Origin of the sequence: Candidatus Planktophila lacus (assembly GCF_002287925.1) — a bacterium.
In the GTDB taxonomy this organism is placed as follows: domain Bacteria; phylum Actinomycetota; class Actinomycetes; order Nanopelagicales; family Nanopelagicaceae; genus Planktophila; species Planktophila lacus.
Window position 1 is genome coordinate 200,796 of record NZ_CP016769.1, and the last position, 20,417, is coordinate 221,212.

The following is a 20,417-nucleotide window of genomic DNA, read 5'->3' on the forward strand; positions in this document are numbered from 1 at the left end:
AAGCACCGACAATGGCGCGTAGGCTCTACTCCTTATGAGCCTGTCAATTGGAATCGTCGGACTGCCAAACGTTGGAAAGTCGACCCTCTTTAATGCGCTCACCAAAAATAACGTCCTCGCCGCTAACTATCCCTTCGCCACCATCGAGCCAAACGTCGGCGTCGTAGGCGTACCGGATGAGCGTTTAGCCAAACTGGCGACAATCTTTAGCTCTGAGAAGTTGCTTCCAGCGGCCCTATCTTTCGTAGATATCGCAGGCATTGTTAAGGGCGCATCAGAAGGTGCTGGCCTTGGAAATAAATTCTTAGCCAATATCCGCGAAACCGATGCGATCTGTCAGGTAATCCGCGTCTTCACCGATGGCGATGTTGTGCACGTTGACGGGCGCATCGATCCGGGTAGCGATATGGAAACGATTAATACAGAACTGGCGCTCGCTGATTTACAGACAATTGAGAAAGCGCTGCCCCGTCTTGAAAAAGAAGCACGTACCAATAAAGAGATTGCGCCAGTTGTAGAAGCAGTTAAGAAAGCTGAAGCGCACTTGCAGAGCGGAAAGCCACTTTCATCATCAGGTCTTGATCTAGAACTTCTTCGCGATCTTCACTTGTTAACTGCAAAGCCATTCTTATATGTATTTAACGTTGATGCCGCAGAACTTAACGATGGCGATCTGCGTAAGAAGTTGGCTGATCTTGTCGCACCAGCAGAGGCGATCTTCCTTGATGCTAAGACTGAAGCAGAGCTTGCTGAACTCAGTGATGAAGATGCTTTAGAACTCTTGCAATCAATCGGAATGAAAGAGCCGGGCCTTGCAACTCTGGCCCGCGTTGGATTTAGCGTTCTTGGACTACAGACTTATTTAACTGCTGGTCCAAAAGAAGCGCGCGCTTGGACAATTCATAAAGGTGACACGGCTCCAATGGCGGCCGGTGTTATCCATACCGATTTCCAAAAAGGATTTATCAAAGCCGAAATTGTTAGCTTTGAAGATCTAATTGCCGCAGGATCAATGGCTGAAGCGAAAGCTAAAGGCAAGGTCCGTATGGAAGGCAAGGAATATGTGATGGCCGATGGAGACGTTGTGGAGTTTAGATTTAACGTTTGATTACGCGCCGGTGTAGTGCTTCGCAATCTCACCAAGTGATTTATCAATAATCTCTAAGCCAAGTTTCGCATCTGCTTCACTGATATTGCATGGTGGGCATAAGTGAATACGGTTGAAGTTATTAAATGGCATTAGCCCGTTCTTCTTACAGGCCGCTACTAATTCATTCATCGCAGGACTTGAAGCGCCATAAGGTGCAAGTGGTGCACGTGTTGCGCGATCTGTAACTAGATCAACACCCCAGAAGACGCCCATGCCGCGAATATCGCCGATTAACTTATGTTTCTTCGCCATTTCGTGAAGCCCAGGGCCAAGAATCTTTTCACCGATAGTCGCTGCATTCTCGACCATCTTCTCTTCCTTCATTACTTGAATCGTTGCAACGGCAGTTGCAGTGGCAAGTGGGTGGCCCATATAAGTGAGTCCACCTGGGAAAACGGTTTCATCAAAAGTCTTTGCAACATCGCCGCTGATTACAACGCCACCAAGCGGGATGTAACCGGATGTAACGCCCTTCGCGAAGGTAATTAGATCTGGCGTAGCTGCTGAGTGCTGGAATCCAAACCATTTACCAGTGCGACCAAAGCCAGCCATAACTTCATCTGCAATCCAAAGAATCTTGTACTTATCGCAGAGCGCGCGAACGCCTTCGAGATAACCCTTAGGTGGAACTAATACACCGGCAGTTCCGGGAATTGATTCGATCAAAATTGCGGCAATTGTGTTTGGACCTTCAAAGATAATTGTCTGCTCGAGATGCTCTAAAGCGCGTGCACATTCTTGCGCTTCATCAGTTGCCCAGAATGAAGTGCGGTAAAGGTAAGGCCCCCAGAAGTGAACATGTCCGAAGGCAAATTCATTTGGGAAGCGGCGTGGATCGCCAGTTGCATTAATAGCAGCGCCAGTATTGCCGTGATAAGAACGGTAAGTAGATAGAACTTTATGTTTGCGAGTATGTAAACGCGCCATGCGAATTGCGTTTTCAATCGCGTCGGCACCGGCTGTTGTGAAAAATACTTTTGCGAACTTATCGCCGGCTAATTCAACGATGTCGCGTGCTGCCTGGTTACGAACTTCGCTGGCATGTTGTGGCGCCATAGTTGTAATAATTGCGGCTTGCTCTTGAATCGCCTTAACAACCTTTGGATGTTGGTGACCAATATTGGTAAAGACAAGTTGTGAAGAGAAATCTAGGTAAGTGTTTCCTTCGTAATCCCAGAAACGTGATCCAGCGCTTCCTGAAATTGGAAGTGGCTTAATTGCGCCCTGCGCAGACCATGAGTGAAAGACAAATTCATGATCATCAGCTGAAATCGCTGCGCTCTTTGCTGGATCGTTAACTGCTTGTGACATCTTCCAACCTCTTCATTATTGGGTTCGTACTTGAATCTTATTTGGATCCAGTAGGCATTTAGTATGTAGTAAATCACTCAAATAATGAAGAATTCTCATCGCCTCTACGCGGGTAATTAGTCCTTATGCAGAGCCTTTAGTACGATCGCCTCTTGTCTGAATGAGATTTCCTTATTCCTAGTGATGCCTAACGAAAGTTGCTCCTTTGTCTAAGAAACAAGCCCACCTAAAAGATCTGCCAGTTAAAAAGCGCGAAGATTTGCGTAACGTAGCGATCATCGCTCACGTTGACCACGGCAAGACCACTCTGGTCGATGCCATGCTTTGGCAATCCGGTGCATTTGCAGCACACAAGGTTCAGGGCGAAGGCCAAGATCGCATGATGGATTCAATGGATCTAGAACGCGAAAAGGGAATTACGATCCTTGCCAAGAACACTGCGGTAAAGCGCGGCAACACAATCGTTAACATTATTGATACTCCAGGCCACGCTGACTTCGGTGGCGAAGTAGAACGCGGACTTGAAATGGTCGACGGCGTAATTTTGCTAGTTGATGCTTCTGAAGGCCCACTTCCACAGACTCGTTTCGTATTGCGTAAAGCGCTAGAAAAGAATTTGCCAGTTATTTTGTTGATCAACAAGGTCGACCGTCCCGATTCACGTATCGCTGAAGTTGTCGATGAAGCCTACGAACTCTTCCTTGATCTTGGCGCAACTGAAGAACAGATTGAATTTCCGGTTGTATACGCATCTGCCAAAGCAGGTCGTGCATCGCTTAAGCGTCCTGCTGATGGCGGAATGCCAGAAGAAGAGAACCTCGATGTTTTATTCGACACTATCTTCTCTGCAATTCCTGCGCCTGTTTATCACGAAGGTGCACCACTACAAGCGCACGTTACAAACCTTGACTCTTCACCATTCTTGGGACGTCTTGCACTATGTCGCGTCCGCGAAGGTGTAATTAAAAAGGGCCAGACCGTTACTTGGATTAAGACAGATGGAACTCAAGAGCGCGTAAAGATTTCAGAACTACTAATTACTGAAGCGCTAGAACGCGTTCCAGCACTTGAGGCTCATCCCGGCGATATCATCGCTGTTGCAGGTATCGAAACAATTACCTTGGGCGAAACCCTTGCTGATAATGAGAGCCCGCATGCGCTTCCACTGATCATCGTGGATGAACCATCTATCTCAATGACAATTGGTATCAATACTTCTCCACTTGCTGGCAAAAGCGGAAAAATGCTTACTGCGCGCCAAGTTAAGGGCCGCCTTGATGCAGAACTAGTGGGTAACGTTTCGCTGCGTGTTCTAAATACTGAACGTCCTGATACTTGGGAAGTACAAGGTCGCGGAGAACTTCAGCTTGCAGTACTTGTTGAAATCATGAAGCGCGAAGGCTTCGAACTAACTGTTGGTAAGCCACAGGTAGTTATCAAGAAGATCGACGGAAAAATTCACGAACCGATGGAGCGTTTAACAATTGATGCACCTGAAGAATATCTCGGTGTACTTACTCAGTTGATGGCGCTTCGCAAGGGCCGCATGGAACAAATGGTTAACCACGGAACCGGTTGGATCCGTCTTGATTACAAGGTTCCATCACGTGGCTTGATCGGTTTCCGTACCGAGTTCTTAACTGAAACTCGCGGTACAGGTTTGCTCCACCACGTCTTTGATGGTTACGAGCCTTGGTACGGCGATATCCGTACACGTGCAACCGGATCGCTTGTTTCAGACCGTATGGGAACAGTTACTTCTTACGCACTTTACGGAACACAAGATCGCGGAACAATATTTGTTGAGCCAGGCGATGAAGTTTACGAAGGCATGGTTATCGGCGAGAACTCTCGCAGCGATGACATGGACGTTAACTGTGTTCGCGAAAAGAAACTTACAAATATGCGCGCATCAGGAACTGACGAATCAGAGCGCTTGATTCCGCCAAAGAAGTTAAATATGGAAGGCGCTCTCGAATTCTGTCGCGAAGATGAATGCGTAGAAGTAACGCCTGCTGTAGTACGTATCCGCAAGGTGACTTTAAATGGTGACGAGCGCGCACGTGCGACTTCTCGCCAGAAGAAAGCCAACCTGGCTGCAGATAGTTAAGCCTGCACGCTTTAAAAGCGTGTAATTGGAATAAAAGTCAGTGGTCTGGGGTTCAATACCTCATATGACCACGCCATCCATAAAGCTCACTCGCGCACCCGCTGCGCCTGCGCTTTTGGAGCTAGATGCCACACAGGCAATGGCGGCAGCACATCGTGGATCACCACTTTTAATTGCAGGTGGACCGGGCACAGGTAAAACTTCTGTATTAATCGAAGCTGCGTTATCGCGCATTGCGGCAGGGCAAGATCCAGATTCAATTCTGCTGATTACCTACGGCCGCGAACGCGCATCCGAACTCCGCGATGCCATTGCACTTCGCACAACGGTGACGATGCACGAACCGCTGGCTCGTACATTTCACTCACTTGCTTACTCGATTTTAAAGATGGACTCAGGCGATAACTACCACGAACCAATTTTGTTATCTGGCCCCGAACAAGAAAACTTTATCGGCCAACTGCTTGAAGGCGATGTCATCGACGGTTATCGAAAATGGCCAACTGATCTACACGATGGCGAAGATAAGAAAGGCAATCCGCTTTTAACCCAGGGCTTTATCCGCGAACTCCGCGATTTAATTATGCGCGCCAATGAACGCGGTATTACCCCTGACGAGCTTGCTAATCGCGGAGAACGAGTAAATGAAAAATACTGGGCGCCAGCTGCAGATTTCTGGAAGCGCTACAAAGAAGTTATGGCGATCCGCGAAGACACCGCCGGCGATGCCAAGATGCGTATCGATCCTTCAGAATTGATTAATGTGGCAATTGCTTATCTGCAGAAAAATGAAAAGCTGCGTGCACAGTTGCAGGCGCGTTTTGCCACGATCATGGTTGATGAATACCAGGAAAGCGATCCTGCACAGCGCAAACTTCTCGATCTCTTATCTGGCCCTGATCTTGTAATTGCCTATGACGCCGATTCATCGGTTGGTCGCTTCCGAGGTGCAGATCCCGATGGTCTTAAACAGGTTGTTGATTCATACCTTGAAAAGGGTGCAACCCAAATACTTTTGCAGAACTCTTATCGCTGCCGCCCCGAGATTTTTGAGATCGGCCAGAAAGTTACAGCGGCCTTCCGCGCACCGTCTAGTACTCGTTCTCGCACCTGCACAAATAGCGCCAAACCAGCGCTAGATAACCCTTTCACCACTGCACGACTTAATTCACAATCTGAAGAAGCGCAATACATCGCCTACCTTTTCAAGCGCGCACATTTAATGCACGGCATTCCTTATTCGCAGATGGCAGTTATCTTGCGTTCTGCGGGCACGCAAGCAAGTGCACTACGACGCGCCTTTGCTCAAGTTTCAATTCCAGTTGCCGGAGATCTCGAAGCGCTCTCCACCAATCCTGCGATTGCGCCATTTATTCTCATCGCGCGAGTTGCAACTGGTGATCAACCGCTAAACCTCGATACTTGCGAGCGTTTATTGCTCGCGGAATTCGGGGGATCGGATTCAATCTCTTTGCGCCGAATTCGTACAGCGCTTTTAGCGGCGCGCGATGATGCCACCGACACTCGTGGCGGAACACAGCTCTTAATCGATGCCATTGATAAAGGTGAGATCAACATTGAAGAAAGCGCTGGACTCACCCGTGTTCACGAACTATTGCTCGCTGCCCGTAAAGTATTAACATCGATCGATGCTCGCCCCGAAGATTTGCTATGGGCTATTTGGGATAACGCAAAAACTAGCGATAATGAAAAGCTAAGCACCGCTTGGCGTAACACCGCACTTCGTGGCGGCAATCGTGGGGCAGCAGCTGATCGCGACCTCGATGCGATGATCCAACTCTTTGATTCGGCACAGCGCTTCTCGGAGCGCTTCCCATATTCCAAACCATCAGCGTTTCTTGACGAGCTTTCCCGCGAATCAATTGTCGGTGACATCATCACTGCACAAGGCGTTCGCCCCGATGTTGTTGAAATCCTTACCGTGCACTCTGCCAAGGGGCGCCAGTGGGAAGTCGTTGCAGTTGCCGGTTTACAAGAGGGTGTTTGGCCAAACTTGCGTCAGCGCAGTTCGCTACTTGGTAGCGAAAGACTTGTAGAACGCGAACGCCACGGTGACTTAGCGCGCTTAGAACTTGATTTAATCGCAGCTGGTGCGCTGGCTGAAGATGAGCGTCGTTTGCTCCATGTGGCTGTAACCCGCGCCCGCCAGGCTTTAATCGTCACCGCAGTGCAGCGTGAAGATGACGAACCATCTGCCTATTTCGAAGAACTAGATAACACCGGAGATCTCGATGCTCCCGTGATTACTAAAGTGCCACGTCCTCTTACAACGTCTGCACTTGTCGCAACGCTGCGCCAGAATTTAAGTGGAGATTCGGCAGAAACCGCCGCTTCGATTTTAAAGACCCTTTCCCAATCACAAATCACTTCAGCAGATCCAGCACACTGGACTGGATCACTTCCAATCTCTTCAACAGAGACCGTTGTTGCTGCAGATGAGTTAGTACCTGTTTCACCATCAGGTGCTGAAAACTTTACCGAGTGCGGAGTTAAGTGGTTCCTCGAACGCAGCGGTGGAACAAATGGAGATTCAACAGCGCAGATTCTTGGTTCAGCAATTCACGAATTCGCACGGATCAAAGTAGAAGATCCATCTATCTCTGAAACCGATTTGATTGCAAAGCTCGAAGCGTCTTGGTCTTTGATTGATCCAACTGAAGGCTGGATCAGCAACTCATCCCTTAAGCGCGCAGTAAAGATGCTCGAGCGCTTTAGCCGCTATCACGCCGCCACAACTCGCGATGTAGTTGGCGCCGAACTTAACTTTAAGATCCAAGTCGGTCGCGCTGAAATTCGCGGAAGCGTCGACCGCATCGAAGTCGATTCAGATGGCAACCATTACGTAATTGATTTCAAAACTGGCAAGACTCAGATCACCGCCGAAAAAGCGAAAGAGAATTTGCAACTTGCCTGCTACCAATTAGCAGTTGCTCTCGATGGCTTCGAAAAGAAGTTAACAACAACCTCTTCATCAGGTGCTGAACTCGTTTACCTTGCAAAAGATTCAGTAAAGGTCACAACTCGTCAGCAATACAAGATCGATGAAGTCGAAGTTAAGGCGAAGATCGAAGAAATCGCTGAAGGCATGGGAGCCGAAACTTTCCAGGCGCGTATCAACACTATGTGCGAAAACTGCGTCGTTAAGGCCTGTTGTCCGATCCAGAGCCAGGGCCGGACGGTGATCGAATGATCGAGAAGTACTCACCGCAAGATATCGCAGCCGCGCTGCAGAAAGTTGGCGCCAAGGTTTACAAACCAACTGATGAACAAAGCGCAATTATTTCTATCGCATCTAATCCGCTCGAACCTGCCGTTGTTATCGCGGGCGCTGGTTCAGGTAAGACTGAAACGATGGCAGCGCGCGTGATTTATTTAGTTGCCAATGGTTTTGCGCGACCTGATCAAATACTTGGTCTGACATTTACTCGTAAAGCTTCCGGGGAACTCGCGATCCGTATCCGCACCAGACTGCGCCAACTTCGCGCCGCCAAGTTAATCCCAGAGGACACACCACTTGAAGTTGCCGTTACTACTTATCACTCTTATGCCGCGCGTTTACTTTCCGAGCACTCAATTCGCTTTGGTATCGATGCCGATATCCAACCGATGGGCGATGCTGCGATGTGGCAACTCGCCAATGACATTGTGCGTAATTGGGAAGATGCTTCGTACTCAAATGAATCTGCCGTTGGCACAGTTGTGGAAGATTTACTTGGCCTAACCAAGTTGATGCTCGAACATCAGGTTTCTCCCGAAGCAATCGCTGCAGCAGATAACGAAGTCCTTGAGCAATTGGCACAGATGTCTGGTGCAACAAATCCAGAGGTACGTAAAGTTGCAAAAGTCTTAAGTCAACGTACCGCTTTACTTCCAATGGTCGAACGCTTTATCCAACGCCGCCAAGAATCCGGTCAACTCTCATTCGATGATCAGATGTCACTTGCGGCAGATATCTCGGTTAAGTTTTCCGATATCGGCGAGCTAGAACGCGCAAAGTATTCCGTTGTATTACTTGATGAATATCAAGACACTTCGCAATCACAGGTGCGAATGCTGTCATCACTCTTTGGCGGGGGACATCCCGTTATGGCAGTTGGGGATCCATGCCAGGCTATTTACACATGGCGCGGAGCCTCTGCCGGCACTATTAATTCATTCGGAAAGTACTTTCCAAAGGCCGCCGGCCACACTGGTGCTGAACGTTATTCACTACTCACAACTTTCCGAAATGATAAGACAATCCTTGAACTTGCAAACGTTGTCTCCGAAAAGATTCGCCGTGAAAGCGGCGCAGATGTTCCACCACTTACTCCGCGTCCAGGTGCTGGCGATGGCGAGATAGTCTGCGGAGTCTTCGAAAATCTAGATCTCGAAGCAACCGCGATTGCAGAATACTTCACCTCACTTTGGTTTGATAAAGGACGGCTAGCAAAACCTGCCGAAAAGCGTTCTACCTTTGCAGTTCTAGTTCGTAAACGCTCTCAAATTGCAACTATCGAAGGTGCGCTACGCGCCGCTGATATCCCAGTCGAAGTTCTTGGACTTGGTGGACTTATCCATGTTCCTGAAGTCGCCGATATTGTTTCGATGCTCCGCGTAATCGCAGATCCTGATTCTGGTGCAGCACTGATGCGCCACTTAGTCGGACCACGAATTAACTTGGGTGCAAAAGATTTAGCAGCGCTCGGTGCTTACTCACGTAATCGCACTAAAGGCTCACGCGCCGAAAGTAAGTCATTAATCAAGAAGATCGCCGCCGGCAATCCCGAACAAGCCGAAGCCGATGATCAGTTCTTAGGTTCACTTATCGATACCCTTGATGAAATTGGTGGCGCAGATAAATCAACCTTTACCGAGATCGGTTATGTGCGCTTAGTTAACTTTGCATCTGACCTGCGACGTCTACGCTCTCGCGCTGGCGGCACCATCACCGATTTAATTAACGAGATCGAAAGTTACTTGAGTCTAGAAACTGAAGTAATGCTTCGCGATGGCACAGGCTCTGGTCGTCGCCACATCGATCGCTTCTTAGATGAAGCTGGAAAATTCGCACGCAGTGGCGGCACTTTAAATTCATTCCTGCAGTGGCTCGATATCGCCGGAAAGGAAGAAGGAGGCCTGAAATCAGCGGCCCCAGAGGTCCGCAGCGATGTCGTGCAGATCCTCACCGTTCACATGTCTAAGGGCGCCGAATGGGATGTGGTTGCAGTTCCAGGTCTTGCTGAAGGAACTTTCCCTGGTCTAAATAAGAACGATCCAGATAACTGGATTACAAATGAACGACATATTCCATTTCATCTGCGCGGCGATCATCTGGAACTTCCACGCTTCTCATTTAACGGTGCCACTAAAAACTCTGATGCCGGCAAAGAGATTACAAAGTATGCAGATATCTGTAAGGCCACAAAGACCCGTGAAGAAATTCGTTTGGGCTACGTCGCATTTACGCGTGCTCGCACCCACTTGATTGCAACAACCTCTTGGTATCGCGATGGCAAGGATTGGGTCGAGCCTTCTACGATCTTTGAACAAGTCGCTTTAGTTGCACAAGAACACGGCAAGATCATCAGCGAGGTTCCACGTCCAGATAAAGATGCCAAGAACCCAGCGCTCGAAAATCCGCTGACCGGTATCTGGCCGCGCGACCCACTTGGCGACACTCGCTCTGCATTTACCGCCAAGGTAGAACTTGTTAAGAACGCGGCGCCACTTGATCTAGCTACTGCGCAATCAGTTGATATCGAAACCTCATCATGGATTGAAGATGCTCGTGCGCTAATTCAAGAGCGCGCACTTGGTGTTAACGGAGTTCTCGAAATTCCAATGCCACCACGACTTTCTACTTCGACGCTCGTTGCACTGCATAAAGATCCCGAAGAGCTAGCGCTTACGATTCGCCGCCCAATGCCGCGCCCACAAGATCAATACTCTCGTCGCGGTACTGCATTCCACTTGTGGATCGAACATCACTTCAACGCAGCAACCTTGTTTGATGATGAAGATTTGGATTTCCTTGACCCACTTGAACCAGATCAGACTCTCGAATCTCTTAAGCAAACTTGGTTGGCATCCGAATGGGGTAACCGCTCTCCGGTTGCAGTAGAAGTTCCATTTGAGGCTGTTTTAGGTGGGGTTTTGATCCGCGGTCGCATCGATGCGGTCTATGAGATTAACGGTCGCTTTGAAGTTATCGACTGGAAGACCGGTGCAACAACGCTCGGTGAATCAGCGGCAGTGCAGCTGGCGGTCTATCGCTTAGCTTGGGCGAAGTTAAAGGGAATTGATCCAGCGCTAGTTTCAGCAGCTTTCCATTATGTGCCGATTAGCAAAACCGATCGTCCAGCAGATCTCTTGAGCGAAGCCCAGTTGATCGCGCTAATTACCGGTGCTAGTTAATCTTTGCGCGCAGCGGCAAGTGATCGCTGATGCCAGTTGCAATTGTTCCTAAATCTTTGAATTGATTCTCTGCCCCATGAGTTAACAAGTAATCAAATTGAATCTTGGCTCCCCATGAAGGATAAGTATTTTGCTGGATCAATGACTTCCAATCAGAGCCTACAACTGGCAGATTCTTTGGCAGATTTAAATCGCCAAGTATCAACGGTTTGGTATTTGTCTCTTGCGAAATCTTGAGCGCCCAACGCTTTAACTTCTTCAACTGAAATAAATTCACACCCGGCACAAATGAGAGATGGGTGTTAAAGATCGTCCAGCCATTTGCAAGCGTTGCACCGAGTGCTAAACGGGGCTCATCGTGAACATAGATCGCCCGGATCTTCGGTTTGCTACTTGTCTCACTTTCAGTCGGAACAACTAGCGGCATCCCGATGACTGAATTTCCTAAATCAAGGCGATGCCATTTCACAACCGGAATCGTTGAAGCAATTGCGATCCCATAACTTCCTTCGAGAGAGTTATTCTCACCGCTCACTATCCGCGGATCTAAGCTATTTAACTTCCGCCATTTCTCACCTGGTGTTCCGATGATGCTTGGTGCAAAGGCCCAATCTTTAGCGCCGATTGCATCTGCGATATCTGAAACCTGATTGCGCATTTTTGATCGCGGTAATTTGTAATCAACTTCTTGAACTGCAATGACCTCGCTCTCGAGCTGGCGCACCGCGGCAGCAAGGGATTCCTGGCTGGGCCCGGCCGAAAGTGGCGGGATTGGCTGGCCGTGGAGCAGATTCCACGAGGTGATGCGCATATGGCCAAGGCTAGTAGCGTTCACCCTTATGAGCGCGGTCAACGGACAGGTATCGAAGATGGACCGCGCCGGCCACCTGCGCACAAACCAGACCGCTCTCGATCAGATGTGGCAGCGCGCCAAGATTATTCACGTCGCGGATTCTCGTTTAGCCGTCGAAGCAGGCGGAACCAAACTCCGCTACTTAACTGCTAGCCAAGTGCAATCGCTGATTTCATCTAATGACTACAAGTCAGGCGAAAAGTATTTCCTTGGTTTAGATGCGTTAGATCACGAGCCATTTTTTGCCTGGAGCGCTTCCACTGTAGAACCACAAGGCGAGAAAACGCCGGATGGATATTTAACCCTTCGCGAAATTGGCGGGTTGATTTCCGAATTCGAAATGGAAGTTTCTCTGCATACCGTGGCCTTGGCTAACTGGCATAGGTCGCATACTCATTGTGCGCGATGTGGTGCGCCAACTTCAGTTGCTCAAGGCGGCGCAATCCGCACCTGCGATAAAGATAAGAGCGAACACTATCCGCGCACAGATTCAGCAGTAATTGTCTTAGTTCGCGATCACGATGATCGGATTCTGCTTGGCCACCAACCAGTTTGGCCCGAAGGTCGCTTTTCATGCTTTGCAGGTTTTCTAGAACCAGGTGAAACTTTTGAACAATGCGTGCACCGTGAAGTTCTTGAAGAATCAGGCGTTGCCGTGCGCGAAATAGATTATTTAGGTTCACAACCTTGGCCATTCCCAGCATCGATCATGATCTCATTTGATGCTGTTACAGATTTTCCAGAAGTCGCCCGCCCCGATGGCCAAGAGATCACCGAAGTTAAATGGTTCTCGCGCGCTGAAGTTAAGGCGCAATCAGATGCCGGAACTTTATTGTTGCCACCGAATATGTCAGTTGCGCGCAAGATGATCGATCGTTGGTTTGCAAGTGGCGCAGAGGGTCAAGATAAAGAAGGAAATGGTGGCGCCAAACTTATCGGTGGTGAAACGTGGCGCTAGATGGTTCTTCTGGCGATATTCGCGCCGAAGAAATTCTCGCCGCACTTGATGACGATCAACGCGCTGTAGCCCTTGCTACTCGTGGACCAGTCTGTGTAATTGCAGGCGCCGGCACCGGTAAAACCCGCGCGATCACACATCGCATTGCCTACGCCGCAGCTATTGGCACGATGGATCCGCAGAAAGTATTGGCGCTAACTTTTACCTCGCGTGCCGCAGGTGAAATGCGCACCCGCCTTCGCTCGCTAGGCGTTCCAACCGTTGCCGCACGCACGATTCACTCAGCAGCGCTCAAGCAATTGATCTACTTCTGGCCCACCGTATTCGGTGGCCGCGTACCTGAACTCATGACCGCTAAGGCAGGTTTTATTGGTGAAGCAATTAATCGCGCAGGTTTATCTGGTGAACTTCGTGCCACATCGCGCGAGCTAATGCGCGATATCGCAAGCGAAATTGAATGGGCGAAGGTTTCACAAGTTGCACCCGAAGATTTTGTAACTGAAATCGATAAGCGAACTCAGAAGCCACGCGTTAGCGCTGAAAAGTTAGCAAAGGTTTACACCGCTTATGAAAGCGTGAAGAAACAAGAACTAGCGATCGACTTTGAAGATGTGCTTCTTTTGACCGCCGCAATGCTCGAAGAAGAGCGCACTGTTCGCGAACGCGTGCAAGATCAATACCGTTACTTCACCATCGATGAATATCAGGATATTTCACCGGTACAACAACGATTGATTAACGCTTGGCTGGGTACTCGCCAAGATATCTGTGTCGTGGGAGATCCGGCACAAACTATTTACTCATTCGCGGGCGCAACGCCGGTTTTCCTAAATAGCTTTACCAATCGTTTTCCCGATGCTGAAGTAATTCGCTTAAGCACTGGATATCGCTCAACTCCTGAAATCACCTTTGCCGCAAACTCTCTATTGCGTCACGGTGCAATGGGGCAAGAGTTGGTTGCCCTTAACGATCATGGCACCAAGCCTTCTGTAGATGGCTATGCCAATGAAGATGCCGAGATAGCTGGCGTACTTTGCGAAATCACCGCGCTTCTACAAAGCGGCACTCAAGCGCAAGAAATTGCGATCTTGGCTCGCACCAATAACCAACTTAACGGTGTTGAGAGATCGATGAATAAGTTGGGTCTGCCATATCAAGTGCGCAGCACCGAAAGATTCTTTGATCGCCAAGATGTCCGCGATTATTTAAAGGAAGTACGTCGCGCATCTGTGCTGCCAACGGAAGGCGTTTCTTGGATCGATGAACTTCGCACAATTGCACAACCATTCTTAACTGGCGAAAGCATCGATGGCATTGCCGCACTACTGCATTTAGCGCGCGAACTAGATGCCGATGCCGGATTTAGCCCAAAGACGCTGCGCAGTTATTTACGCGAGATCGAAGATCGCGTTCAGCAGAATAATCCGCCAACGATGCCGGTCGTAACGCTGGCAACTCTGCATGCGGCGAAAGGTTTGGAATGGGAACGCGTATTTTTGATCGGCGCATCTGAAGGAATTCTGCCGCTGGAATCTGGGGTTACTGGCCAGTCCGATGCGGTGATAGATGAAGAACGCCGCTTGTTCTACGTTGGAATGACGCGTGCGAAGGTGGATCTACATATCAGCCATCGCCAGAATCCAAGCCGATTCCTGCGTGAAGCGGGCCTTCTCAGCTGAGCAATTTATAGCTAGATTTAATTAGGTTGCGCAGATCACTATCTGTGGTTTACCCTTGCCTTTCACCAAGTTGGTGAAAAGCTCATTAGGCGAAGGAGAATGCAAGATGTTTACATCTAAGTCATTCACCACAGCACGCGTTACACGCGGTGCTGCTAATTCGCCTGCCAATTTCCATGCGACTACTAAGAAGCATACGAATTGGCCCGCAGCATCAAAGCCAGCGTTTTACGCCGCTTTTTATGCCGTGGATGAGGCCACAGGAGGTTCGATCGGATAAAGCCGATATACGAGCCCAACCCAAGGCCTCAACTCCACAAAGGAGTTGAAGGCCTTTTTTTATTACAAAAAACATAAACCAATCCAGAGAAAGAAAACGAGAGAGAAGAAAGTGGGTGAGAACGATGAGCGTTCTCTACAGCGAACTACAGGTACCAGGCTGGGCAGAAACAGGCGAGAAGATCGGTCTCTATGAAGTAACCGGTACGTATGACTCGGCGATCGCCTTTACCTTGCCATGCCATAACGCTGATCCCGAGCTCTTCTTCTCGGAAAGCGACGAAGGCATCGCGCAAGCTAAAGCGCTCTGCGGTGGATGCCCCGTGCGCAATAAGTGTTTAGACGGTGCTCTGTCACGCGAAGAACCATGCGGTGTTTGGGGCGGACAGCTAATCGAAGATGGCGTAATTATCGAACGCAAGCGTCGTGCGGGTCGTCCGCCGCGTATTGCAGCGTTCGTTTAATTCGTTCTGTCTAGAAGGATCCGTCAATAGATCAACCCCGAGTTTGTGTTTTTATCTAGGAACTCAGACTCGGGGTTGATCTAACTCATTACAAACTTTAGGTATTTCCCTAGGTAATTCGACGTAGTTAGAAGATAATTTCCTCATGAAGAAAAGTGCAGTAGTGGTTCTTGCTCTAACTCTTCTTGGCCAACAAAGTGCCACATTGATATCTCCGGCACAAGCCGCAGATGTTCTCAACCGAATATCGATAGATCCATCCATCCCGCAGAAATCACCATTGATTAGATGTATCTCGCCAAAGCAACTTGATTGTGTAGAAAAAGTGGTAGTTGAACACAGCGACGCGTCTGTAGAAGAGGCAGTATTTGTAGACACAAGGCTGGTTGATTTGCCTTCCGAAAGTGGGCAGAAAGTTCAATACGGTGACATTCTGTTTGATTTTCGTAGCGGTAAGAAAAATGGACCGATAAAGAGACTTCGGCTTTCTACCCACGTCATTAGCCCCACCGGATTCTTTAACGGAAAGAAAGCTGGTGCATATTGGATTATGTTGCAAAGAGAATTGCTTTCAACTGAACCAGCGCAGCAAAGCAAAAACGGAATCTGTTCCGTGAGCACTCCATTGCAATGTGCGAATTACCCAGCGCTAGATACCGAAGATGTATTCCATGTTTATTTGCGAACGAGCTGGCTGGCCCCTGTTTCAGCCTCAGGATCTGGCAAAAACTTCAACATCGACTACCGAAAAATTAATGGTGGATTTCAGTGGAAGTTAAGTGGCAGTGAATACCTTCAACCCATGTTTAGTGATACTTCAAAGTTGACTGAGTCTGTAAAGCCAGGTAATGAAAATATGATCCCGGATCGGCTTAACCCAACTTTGTACTTTGCGCTTGACCACGGTGGGAAAGACTTAAGTGACTCCTATTGGGATCCAAGATGTATGGATAAAGGGTTTACTAGAACGATGTGGAATGCACCTCTAGCGGGGCAGTTATTTTGGGATAGTGGAACTCAGAGTTTGAATTTCAATATGTATGCACCGCACACTGATCCATTTGGTAAAGAGTATCTTGGGGTATTCCGCACTAAGTTTCAAAAGGCCTGGCTTGATTGCAGATTCCCTGACAATAATTTGTCGACGGCTACAAAACTTGAAGTTCAGGTTCTTGATATAAATGGCGTACCGCAAGTGGCAACCTCAGCTGTGTCTATGAATAACGGCGTTATTGACATTTCGGTGACCGGTTTTCACTTCTCCTCCCCAAAAATTGTTGCCAAGCGTGCCTTAGATTCAGGCTCGACTGCGAAATTAACCTCGAACTTTGGTGATGACTGGTCGGAGAATCAATTACAACCGGTTAATGCGGTAGCACCAAACGTTCCAAAGAAAACAACTGTTACCTGTATAAAGGGCAAAAAGATCAAGAAGGTGACAGCAGTAAAGCCTCTTTGCCCAATAGGCTACAAGAAACGATGATTCAGTAAGTATTATTGATTCATGACGATTGCACATCTTGCATACACCGCACTTGATTGCGATAACCCCGTTGAGTTAGCGCACTTTTACTCGAAGATCACGGGATATAAAGTGCAGCCCTTCGATGAAGGAGAAACTGCAGAAACGTGCGAATGGCTAGAGCTGATTGATGAAGCAGACTTTACGGCGATGGCTTTTCAGAAGATTGAAAAATACCAAAGACCAACTTGGCCAACAGGCGGTCTGCCACAGCAGGCACATATGGATTTCCACGCAAAAGATTTAGATATTGCAGAAAAAGCTCTTCTAGAAATAGGGGCGGTCAAAGCGGAGTTTCAACCAAAACCACATCGCTTCCGTATTTATCTAGATCCGGCAGGACATCCATTTTGTATGGTGCAGAACGCACACGATTAATTTTTGAGATCAGGAGTACTCTTTACTTATGGCAACTACAGCGAAGAAGACAGCAGCTAAGAAAAAATCAGCGACCAAGACTGTGGCGAAGAAGAGCGCGGTTAAGGAAGAAGTTGCGCACCAAGGCGTTGATTGGCGTTCTCTGTATCTATACGCGGTTAGCCTGATAACTCTTCTTGTCTGCCTCTTCACTGTAATTAGCCTTATCAATCGCGGGCTTGATCTGATCGTTCCTGATGCTGGTTATGTGGATCCATATGCTGCGCAGAACGATCCTAAAATTGATCCAGAAGTTATCAAACAAGCCAATATCGATCAGAATCGTCGCAACGCAATTAGGGGAATAACTAGTTCGCTAGTAACGCTTCTAGTAACAGTGCCGGTTTATCTGTACCACTGGAAGATGGTTCGCAAGATAGCTCGCTAATCAGTAATTAAGCGTTTGCCGGTGCGATCTCGGGGAACCAAGAGAGCGCTTCATCACGGAAATTTCCTTCAGCTTCTAACTGGCAAAAGATCCCAGTTGTTCCCAAAGTAACGCGGTGAATCAACACGTATTCAGCAGGCAAATTAAGTTGGAAACCGATCTTCGCAGTTGGATTGCGAGGATCGCCAACGCGGGCGCTCTGATCACGCAACCATTCGCGTGAATATTTAAAGGTCTCGGTGCGCAGTGGTTCGACAAGTGGAACCAAGAAATCTAGAACTAGGTTCGGATCTACATCAACCTCAGGCAAGATAAATCCATCTTTCTTAAATCCATCGTATAAAGCCTGGGCATCATCATCGAGTGCATGCTTCAAGAGATTCTTAAATGGTTCTGGGAAACCATTTGGCAGACGGTTGCAAGCGCCAAAATCGAGAACACCAATGCGGCCATCTGCGAGCAAGCGGAAATTTCCAGGATGTGGATCTGCATGCAGCAAACCTGCGCGCTCAGGTGCGGTGAAGTGGAAACGCGCCAAACGCATTCCGGCGTTATTGCGCTGCTCTTGTGTTCCTTCAGTGATGATCTTGGAAAGCGGAGTTCCTTCTAACCATTCTGAAACTAAAACCTTGTCCGATGACATAACAACTTTTGGAATCGCAACGTCAGGATCATTTTCATACGCGCGCCAGCAAGCTTCTTGCGCCTCTGCTTCATATTTGTAATCAACTTCTTCAATGATGCGCGCGCGAAGTTCTTCAAGAAGTGGCTTCATATCAAGGCCCGGTAGAACTAGTTGGAAGATCTTGGCAAAGCGTTGAATCTGATTTAAGTCAGAGATCAGCGCTTCTGCCGCGCCCGGATATTGAATCTTTACTGCAACTGGGCGTCCATCTTTCCAAACACCTTTATGTACTTGCCCGATAGATGCCGAAGCAGTTGCTTTATCTTCAAATGATGTGAAGTTATCGCGCCAATCTTCACCGAGCTCTTTCGCCAATACCTTATGAACAACGCGGGTTGGAAGCGGAGGAGCAGACTCTTGCAACTTAGTAAGAGTTTCGCGATAAGGCTTTGCAATGTTTTCCGGAAGCGCTGCTTCAAAAACGGAAAGTGCTTGGCCGAACTTCATCGCGCCACCCTTGAGTTCGCCAAGAACTTTAAAGAGTTGCTCTGCAGTCTTCTCTTGAATATCTGTGATGACTACAGAAGATGATTGGCCAACGAGTTGTTTACCAAGACCTAAAACACCGCGACCTGCCAAACCGACGGGGATCGAAACCATCTTTGCCGAACGAGCGGCGGTGGATTTCGGAATCTCCGTTTCGATCTGATCTTTCTTGGCCATGCCCGTATTGTTCAGAAAAAGCGGTTATCGCGCTATTCGAAAATGTTAGAAATCAGTTGGAAAGGGCCCTACCAGCTACAGCCACACATGGGATGGCGGGTAATTGTGATGTGTTCTGTATTACAGAGATCGGTTAGGTCGATCGCAATCGCATCGCGCGTTAAAACGGCGCTACCGGTGTCGATTATTGAGAGCAGTTGCGCAGCGATAATCGCAGATAGGTAATGCGCGCCAACTACCGGAATTTCATCACGTGTTTTCGGATATTCGATAACTTCGCAATTTCCTTGATCGTTAATAGTTAGCTCTAAACAGCGGGTACAAGGCGTTAAACCTGGTTTAACTAAATGCGAAATAGTTAAACGGGCGCCACTTATCTCGCTTACTAAAACATGCTCTTGCCCAGCTGCCATCCAGAGCGCATGAATTGCTGGATCAATTTCTCCAAAGTGCACCTTGATAACGTTTTCGGCGAAGTTATTGGGTATCTCTTCTGCGCTCTCATTAGCGGCTGGAAAGAGCGAAAGACTTTTAGCAATGGCAGTGCTGCTCTTAGTGAAAATCTGTCCGTTATCTGTAGCTGATAGATATCCACCAGTTACATCAAGATCGCCAATTGTTTCAGCGCCTCGGCGAAAATTTGGAGCAAATTGCGTATCGGTGACACCACTTGCAATTAATTGTGCATATAGATGTTGAACGGCGCGAGAGTTTCCTGAGATTTCGATGTGCGCACTTTGTCGTGCGCTAACTTTATTTACACCGGAGTCGGTAACGCCTGGCAACCAACGAGTCAGCGTTAACTCAGCGCCGATGCGATTACTCATTTGAGAGAAGGCGGCATCTTTACTCCGATCACCAAACTTCTCTGCCCGCTCTGTAATCTGCGAGATAAATCTTTGCGAGATCTGAATCGCACTGTTTTCGGTCTGCAAGAGTTCGTGCGCAGCGAGCTCTGCTAGCAACTCTTCAAAGCTTTCATGCGAGATCGATAAGTTGGCGCAGATTTCGTTGCGGCTGGCGCCGGCCTTAAGCGCCGAGTAAAGCGCGGGGGCATCGCTGGAATAAATCGCAACCTGCGAGCGCGAGTTTCCGATGAGAAAGCCGTTGGCCACATGGCTCTGGCGGTATAACGCAGCGCCGTCTTTAAGTTTTGGGTTCTGATTAGTTAGGTTCTTGGTAATTGTCATCTGCGAAGGATTGGCGCTCGGGCCAAGCAGGCGCGGTGAGGCTGTGTGTCAGGGCCAGATACGCGCGCCAATCTTTACGCAGGGGATAAAAATAAATTCACCCCGTGCTCGCCAACGTGCGGCGAACAACGGGGTGAATCTTTAATTTTTTGGGTTTGTGTTACTGAGCCTTGCCAAGAATTCTGTTGACCTTGGTGCCACAGACTGGGCAGATGCCCTGTGCCATGCGACGACCAGAGTCTGAGATCTTCACAGTGCCTTCGAAGTCACGCTTCTCTTTGCACTTAACGCAGTAAGCGTCACCCTTGTATGTCTCTGCTGTCATGATTTG

16 protein-coding genes are annotated in these 20,417 nt (G+C 48.6%); 11 read left to right on the forward strand and 5 right to left on the reverse strand.

Going from position 1 to position 20,417, the window contains the following annotated elements; genetic code table 11:
- Positions 1–34: 34 nt before the first annotated feature.
- Positions 35–1,108 carry a redox-regulated ATPase YchF gene (gene ychF / locus A1s21148_RS00980; RefSeq protein ID WP_095670639.1) on the forward strand — a complete coding sequence of 358 codons (1,074 nt, stop codon included), beginning with the start codon at positions 35–37 and terminating at the stop codon, positions 1,106–1,108.
- On the opposite strand, the gene A1s21148_RS00985 is transcribed toward ychF, so the two are convergent.
- Positions 1,109–2,461 (reverse strand): aspartate aminotransferase family protein, encoded by a 1,353-nt coding sequence (locus A1s21148_RS00985; RefSeq protein WP_095670640.1) that lies wholly within the window; start codon positions 2,459–2,461, stop codon positions 1,109–1,111.
- A gap of 205 nt (positions 2,462–2,666) precedes the next feature.
- Between A1s21148_RS00985 and typA the strand changes: the two genes are divergently transcribed.
- The 3 genes from typA (at position 2,667) to A1s21148_RS01000 (ending at position 10,988) form a co-directional block, all read left to right on the forward strand.
- The gene (gene typA, locus A1s21148_RS00990) at positions 2,667–4,571 is read left to right on the forward strand and encodes a translational GTPase TypA (protein ID WP_095670641.1); all 1,905 of its coding nucleotides are present in this window, start codon (positions 2,667–2,669) and stop codon (positions 4,569–4,571) included.
- A 64-nt stretch (positions 4,572–4,635) separates the two neighbouring features.
- A complete protein-coding gene (locus A1s21148_RS00995; protein ID WP_095670642.1) occupies positions 4,636–7,782 on the forward strand; it encodes an ATP-dependent helicase in 3,147 nt (1,048 codons plus the stop codon).
- On the forward strand, positions 7,779–10,988 hold the full coding sequence (locus A1s21148_RS01000; protein WP_095670643.1) for an ATP-dependent DNA helicase: 3,210 nt from the start codon (positions 7,779–7,781) through the stop codon (positions 10,986–10,988). The genes A1s21148_RS00995 and A1s21148_RS01000 overlap by 4 nt, the downstream gene beginning before the upstream one ends.
- Here the strand turns inward: A1s21148_RS01000 and A1s21148_RS01005 are convergent.
- The gene (locus tag A1s21148_RS01005) at positions 10,981–11,799 is read right to left on the reverse strand and encodes an endonuclease/exonuclease/phosphatase family protein (RefSeq protein ID WP_095670644.1); all 819 of its coding nucleotides are present in this window, start codon (positions 11,797–11,799) and stop codon (positions 10,981–10,983) included. The two genes, A1s21148_RS01000 and A1s21148_RS01005, sit on opposite strands and share 8 nt — an antisense overlap.
- A 28-nt stretch (positions 11,800–11,827) precedes the next feature.
- Here A1s21148_RS01005 and nudC point away from each other — a divergent pair, with 28 nt between their 5' ends.
- The 7 genes from nudC (at position 11,828) to A1s21148_RS01035 (ending at position 17,548) form a co-directional block, all read left to right on the forward strand.
- Positions 11,828–12,799 carry an NAD(+) diphosphatase gene (gene nudC / locus A1s21148_RS01010; RefSeq protein ID WP_095670645.1) on the forward strand — a complete coding sequence of 324 codons (972 nt, stop codon included), beginning with the start codon at positions 11,828–11,830 and terminating at the stop codon, positions 12,797–12,799.
- Complete coding sequence (locus A1s21148_RS01015) at positions 12,790–14,478, forward strand: ATP-dependent helicase (RefSeq protein ID WP_190276897.1); 1,689 nt, start codon at positions 12,790–12,792, stop codon at positions 14,476–14,478. The genes nudC and A1s21148_RS01015 overlap by 10 nt, the downstream gene beginning before the upstream one ends.
- A 106-nt stretch (positions 14,479–14,584) precedes the next feature.
- Complete coding sequence (locus A1s21148_RS07485; RefSeq protein WP_190276898.1) at positions 14,585–14,758, forward strand: hypothetical protein; 174 nt, start codon at positions 14,585–14,587, stop codon at positions 14,756–14,758.
- A 124-nt stretch (positions 14,759–14,882) separates the two neighbouring features.
- Positions 14,883–15,221 carry a WhiB family transcriptional regulator gene (locus A1s21148_RS01020; RefSeq protein ID WP_095670646.1) on the forward strand — a complete coding sequence of 113 codons (339 nt, stop codon included), beginning with the start codon at positions 14,883–14,885 and terminating at the stop codon, positions 15,219–15,221.
- Positions 15,222–15,366: 145 nt separating this feature from the next.
- Positions 15,367–16,704: a hypothetical protein gene (locus tag A1s21148_RS01025; RefSeq protein ID WP_095670647.1), complete on the forward strand. Its 1,338-nt coding sequence runs from the start codon at positions 15,367–15,369 to the stop codon at positions 16,702–16,704.
- Positions 16,705–16,725: 21 nt separating this feature from the next.
- Complete coding sequence (locus A1s21148_RS01030; RefSeq protein ID WP_095670648.1) at positions 16,726–17,121, forward strand: VOC family protein; 396 nt, start codon at positions 16,726–16,728, stop codon at positions 17,119–17,121.
- 28 nt (positions 17,122–17,149) lie between these two features.
- Complete coding sequence (locus A1s21148_RS01035; RefSeq protein WP_095670649.1) at positions 17,150–17,548, forward strand: hypothetical protein; 399 nt, start codon at positions 17,150–17,152, stop codon at positions 17,546–17,548.
- Positions 17,549–17,555: 7 nt separating this feature from the next.
- On the opposite strand, the gene A1s21148_RS01040 is transcribed toward A1s21148_RS01035, so the two are convergent.
- The 3 genes from A1s21148_RS01040 to A1s21148_RS07490 form a co-directional block, all read right to left on the reverse strand.
- A complete protein-coding gene (locus A1s21148_RS01040; protein WP_095670650.1) occupies positions 17,556–18,896 on the reverse strand; it encodes an ABC1 kinase family protein in 1,341 nt (446 codons plus the stop codon).
- A 68-nt stretch (positions 18,897–18,964) separates the two neighbouring features.
- Complete coding sequence (locus tag A1s21148_RS01045; protein ID WP_095670651.1) at positions 18,965–20,086, reverse strand: hypothetical protein; 1,122 nt, start codon at positions 20,084–20,086, stop codon at positions 18,965–18,967.
- A gap of 160 nt (positions 20,087–20,246) precedes the next feature.
- The gene (locus A1s21148_RS07490; RefSeq protein ID WP_095671782.1) at positions 20,247–20,411 is read right to left on the reverse strand and encodes a DUF5679 domain-containing protein; all 165 of its coding nucleotides are present in this window, start codon (positions 20,409–20,411) and stop codon (positions 20,247–20,249) included.
- Positions 20,412–20,417: the final 6 nt, after the last annotated feature.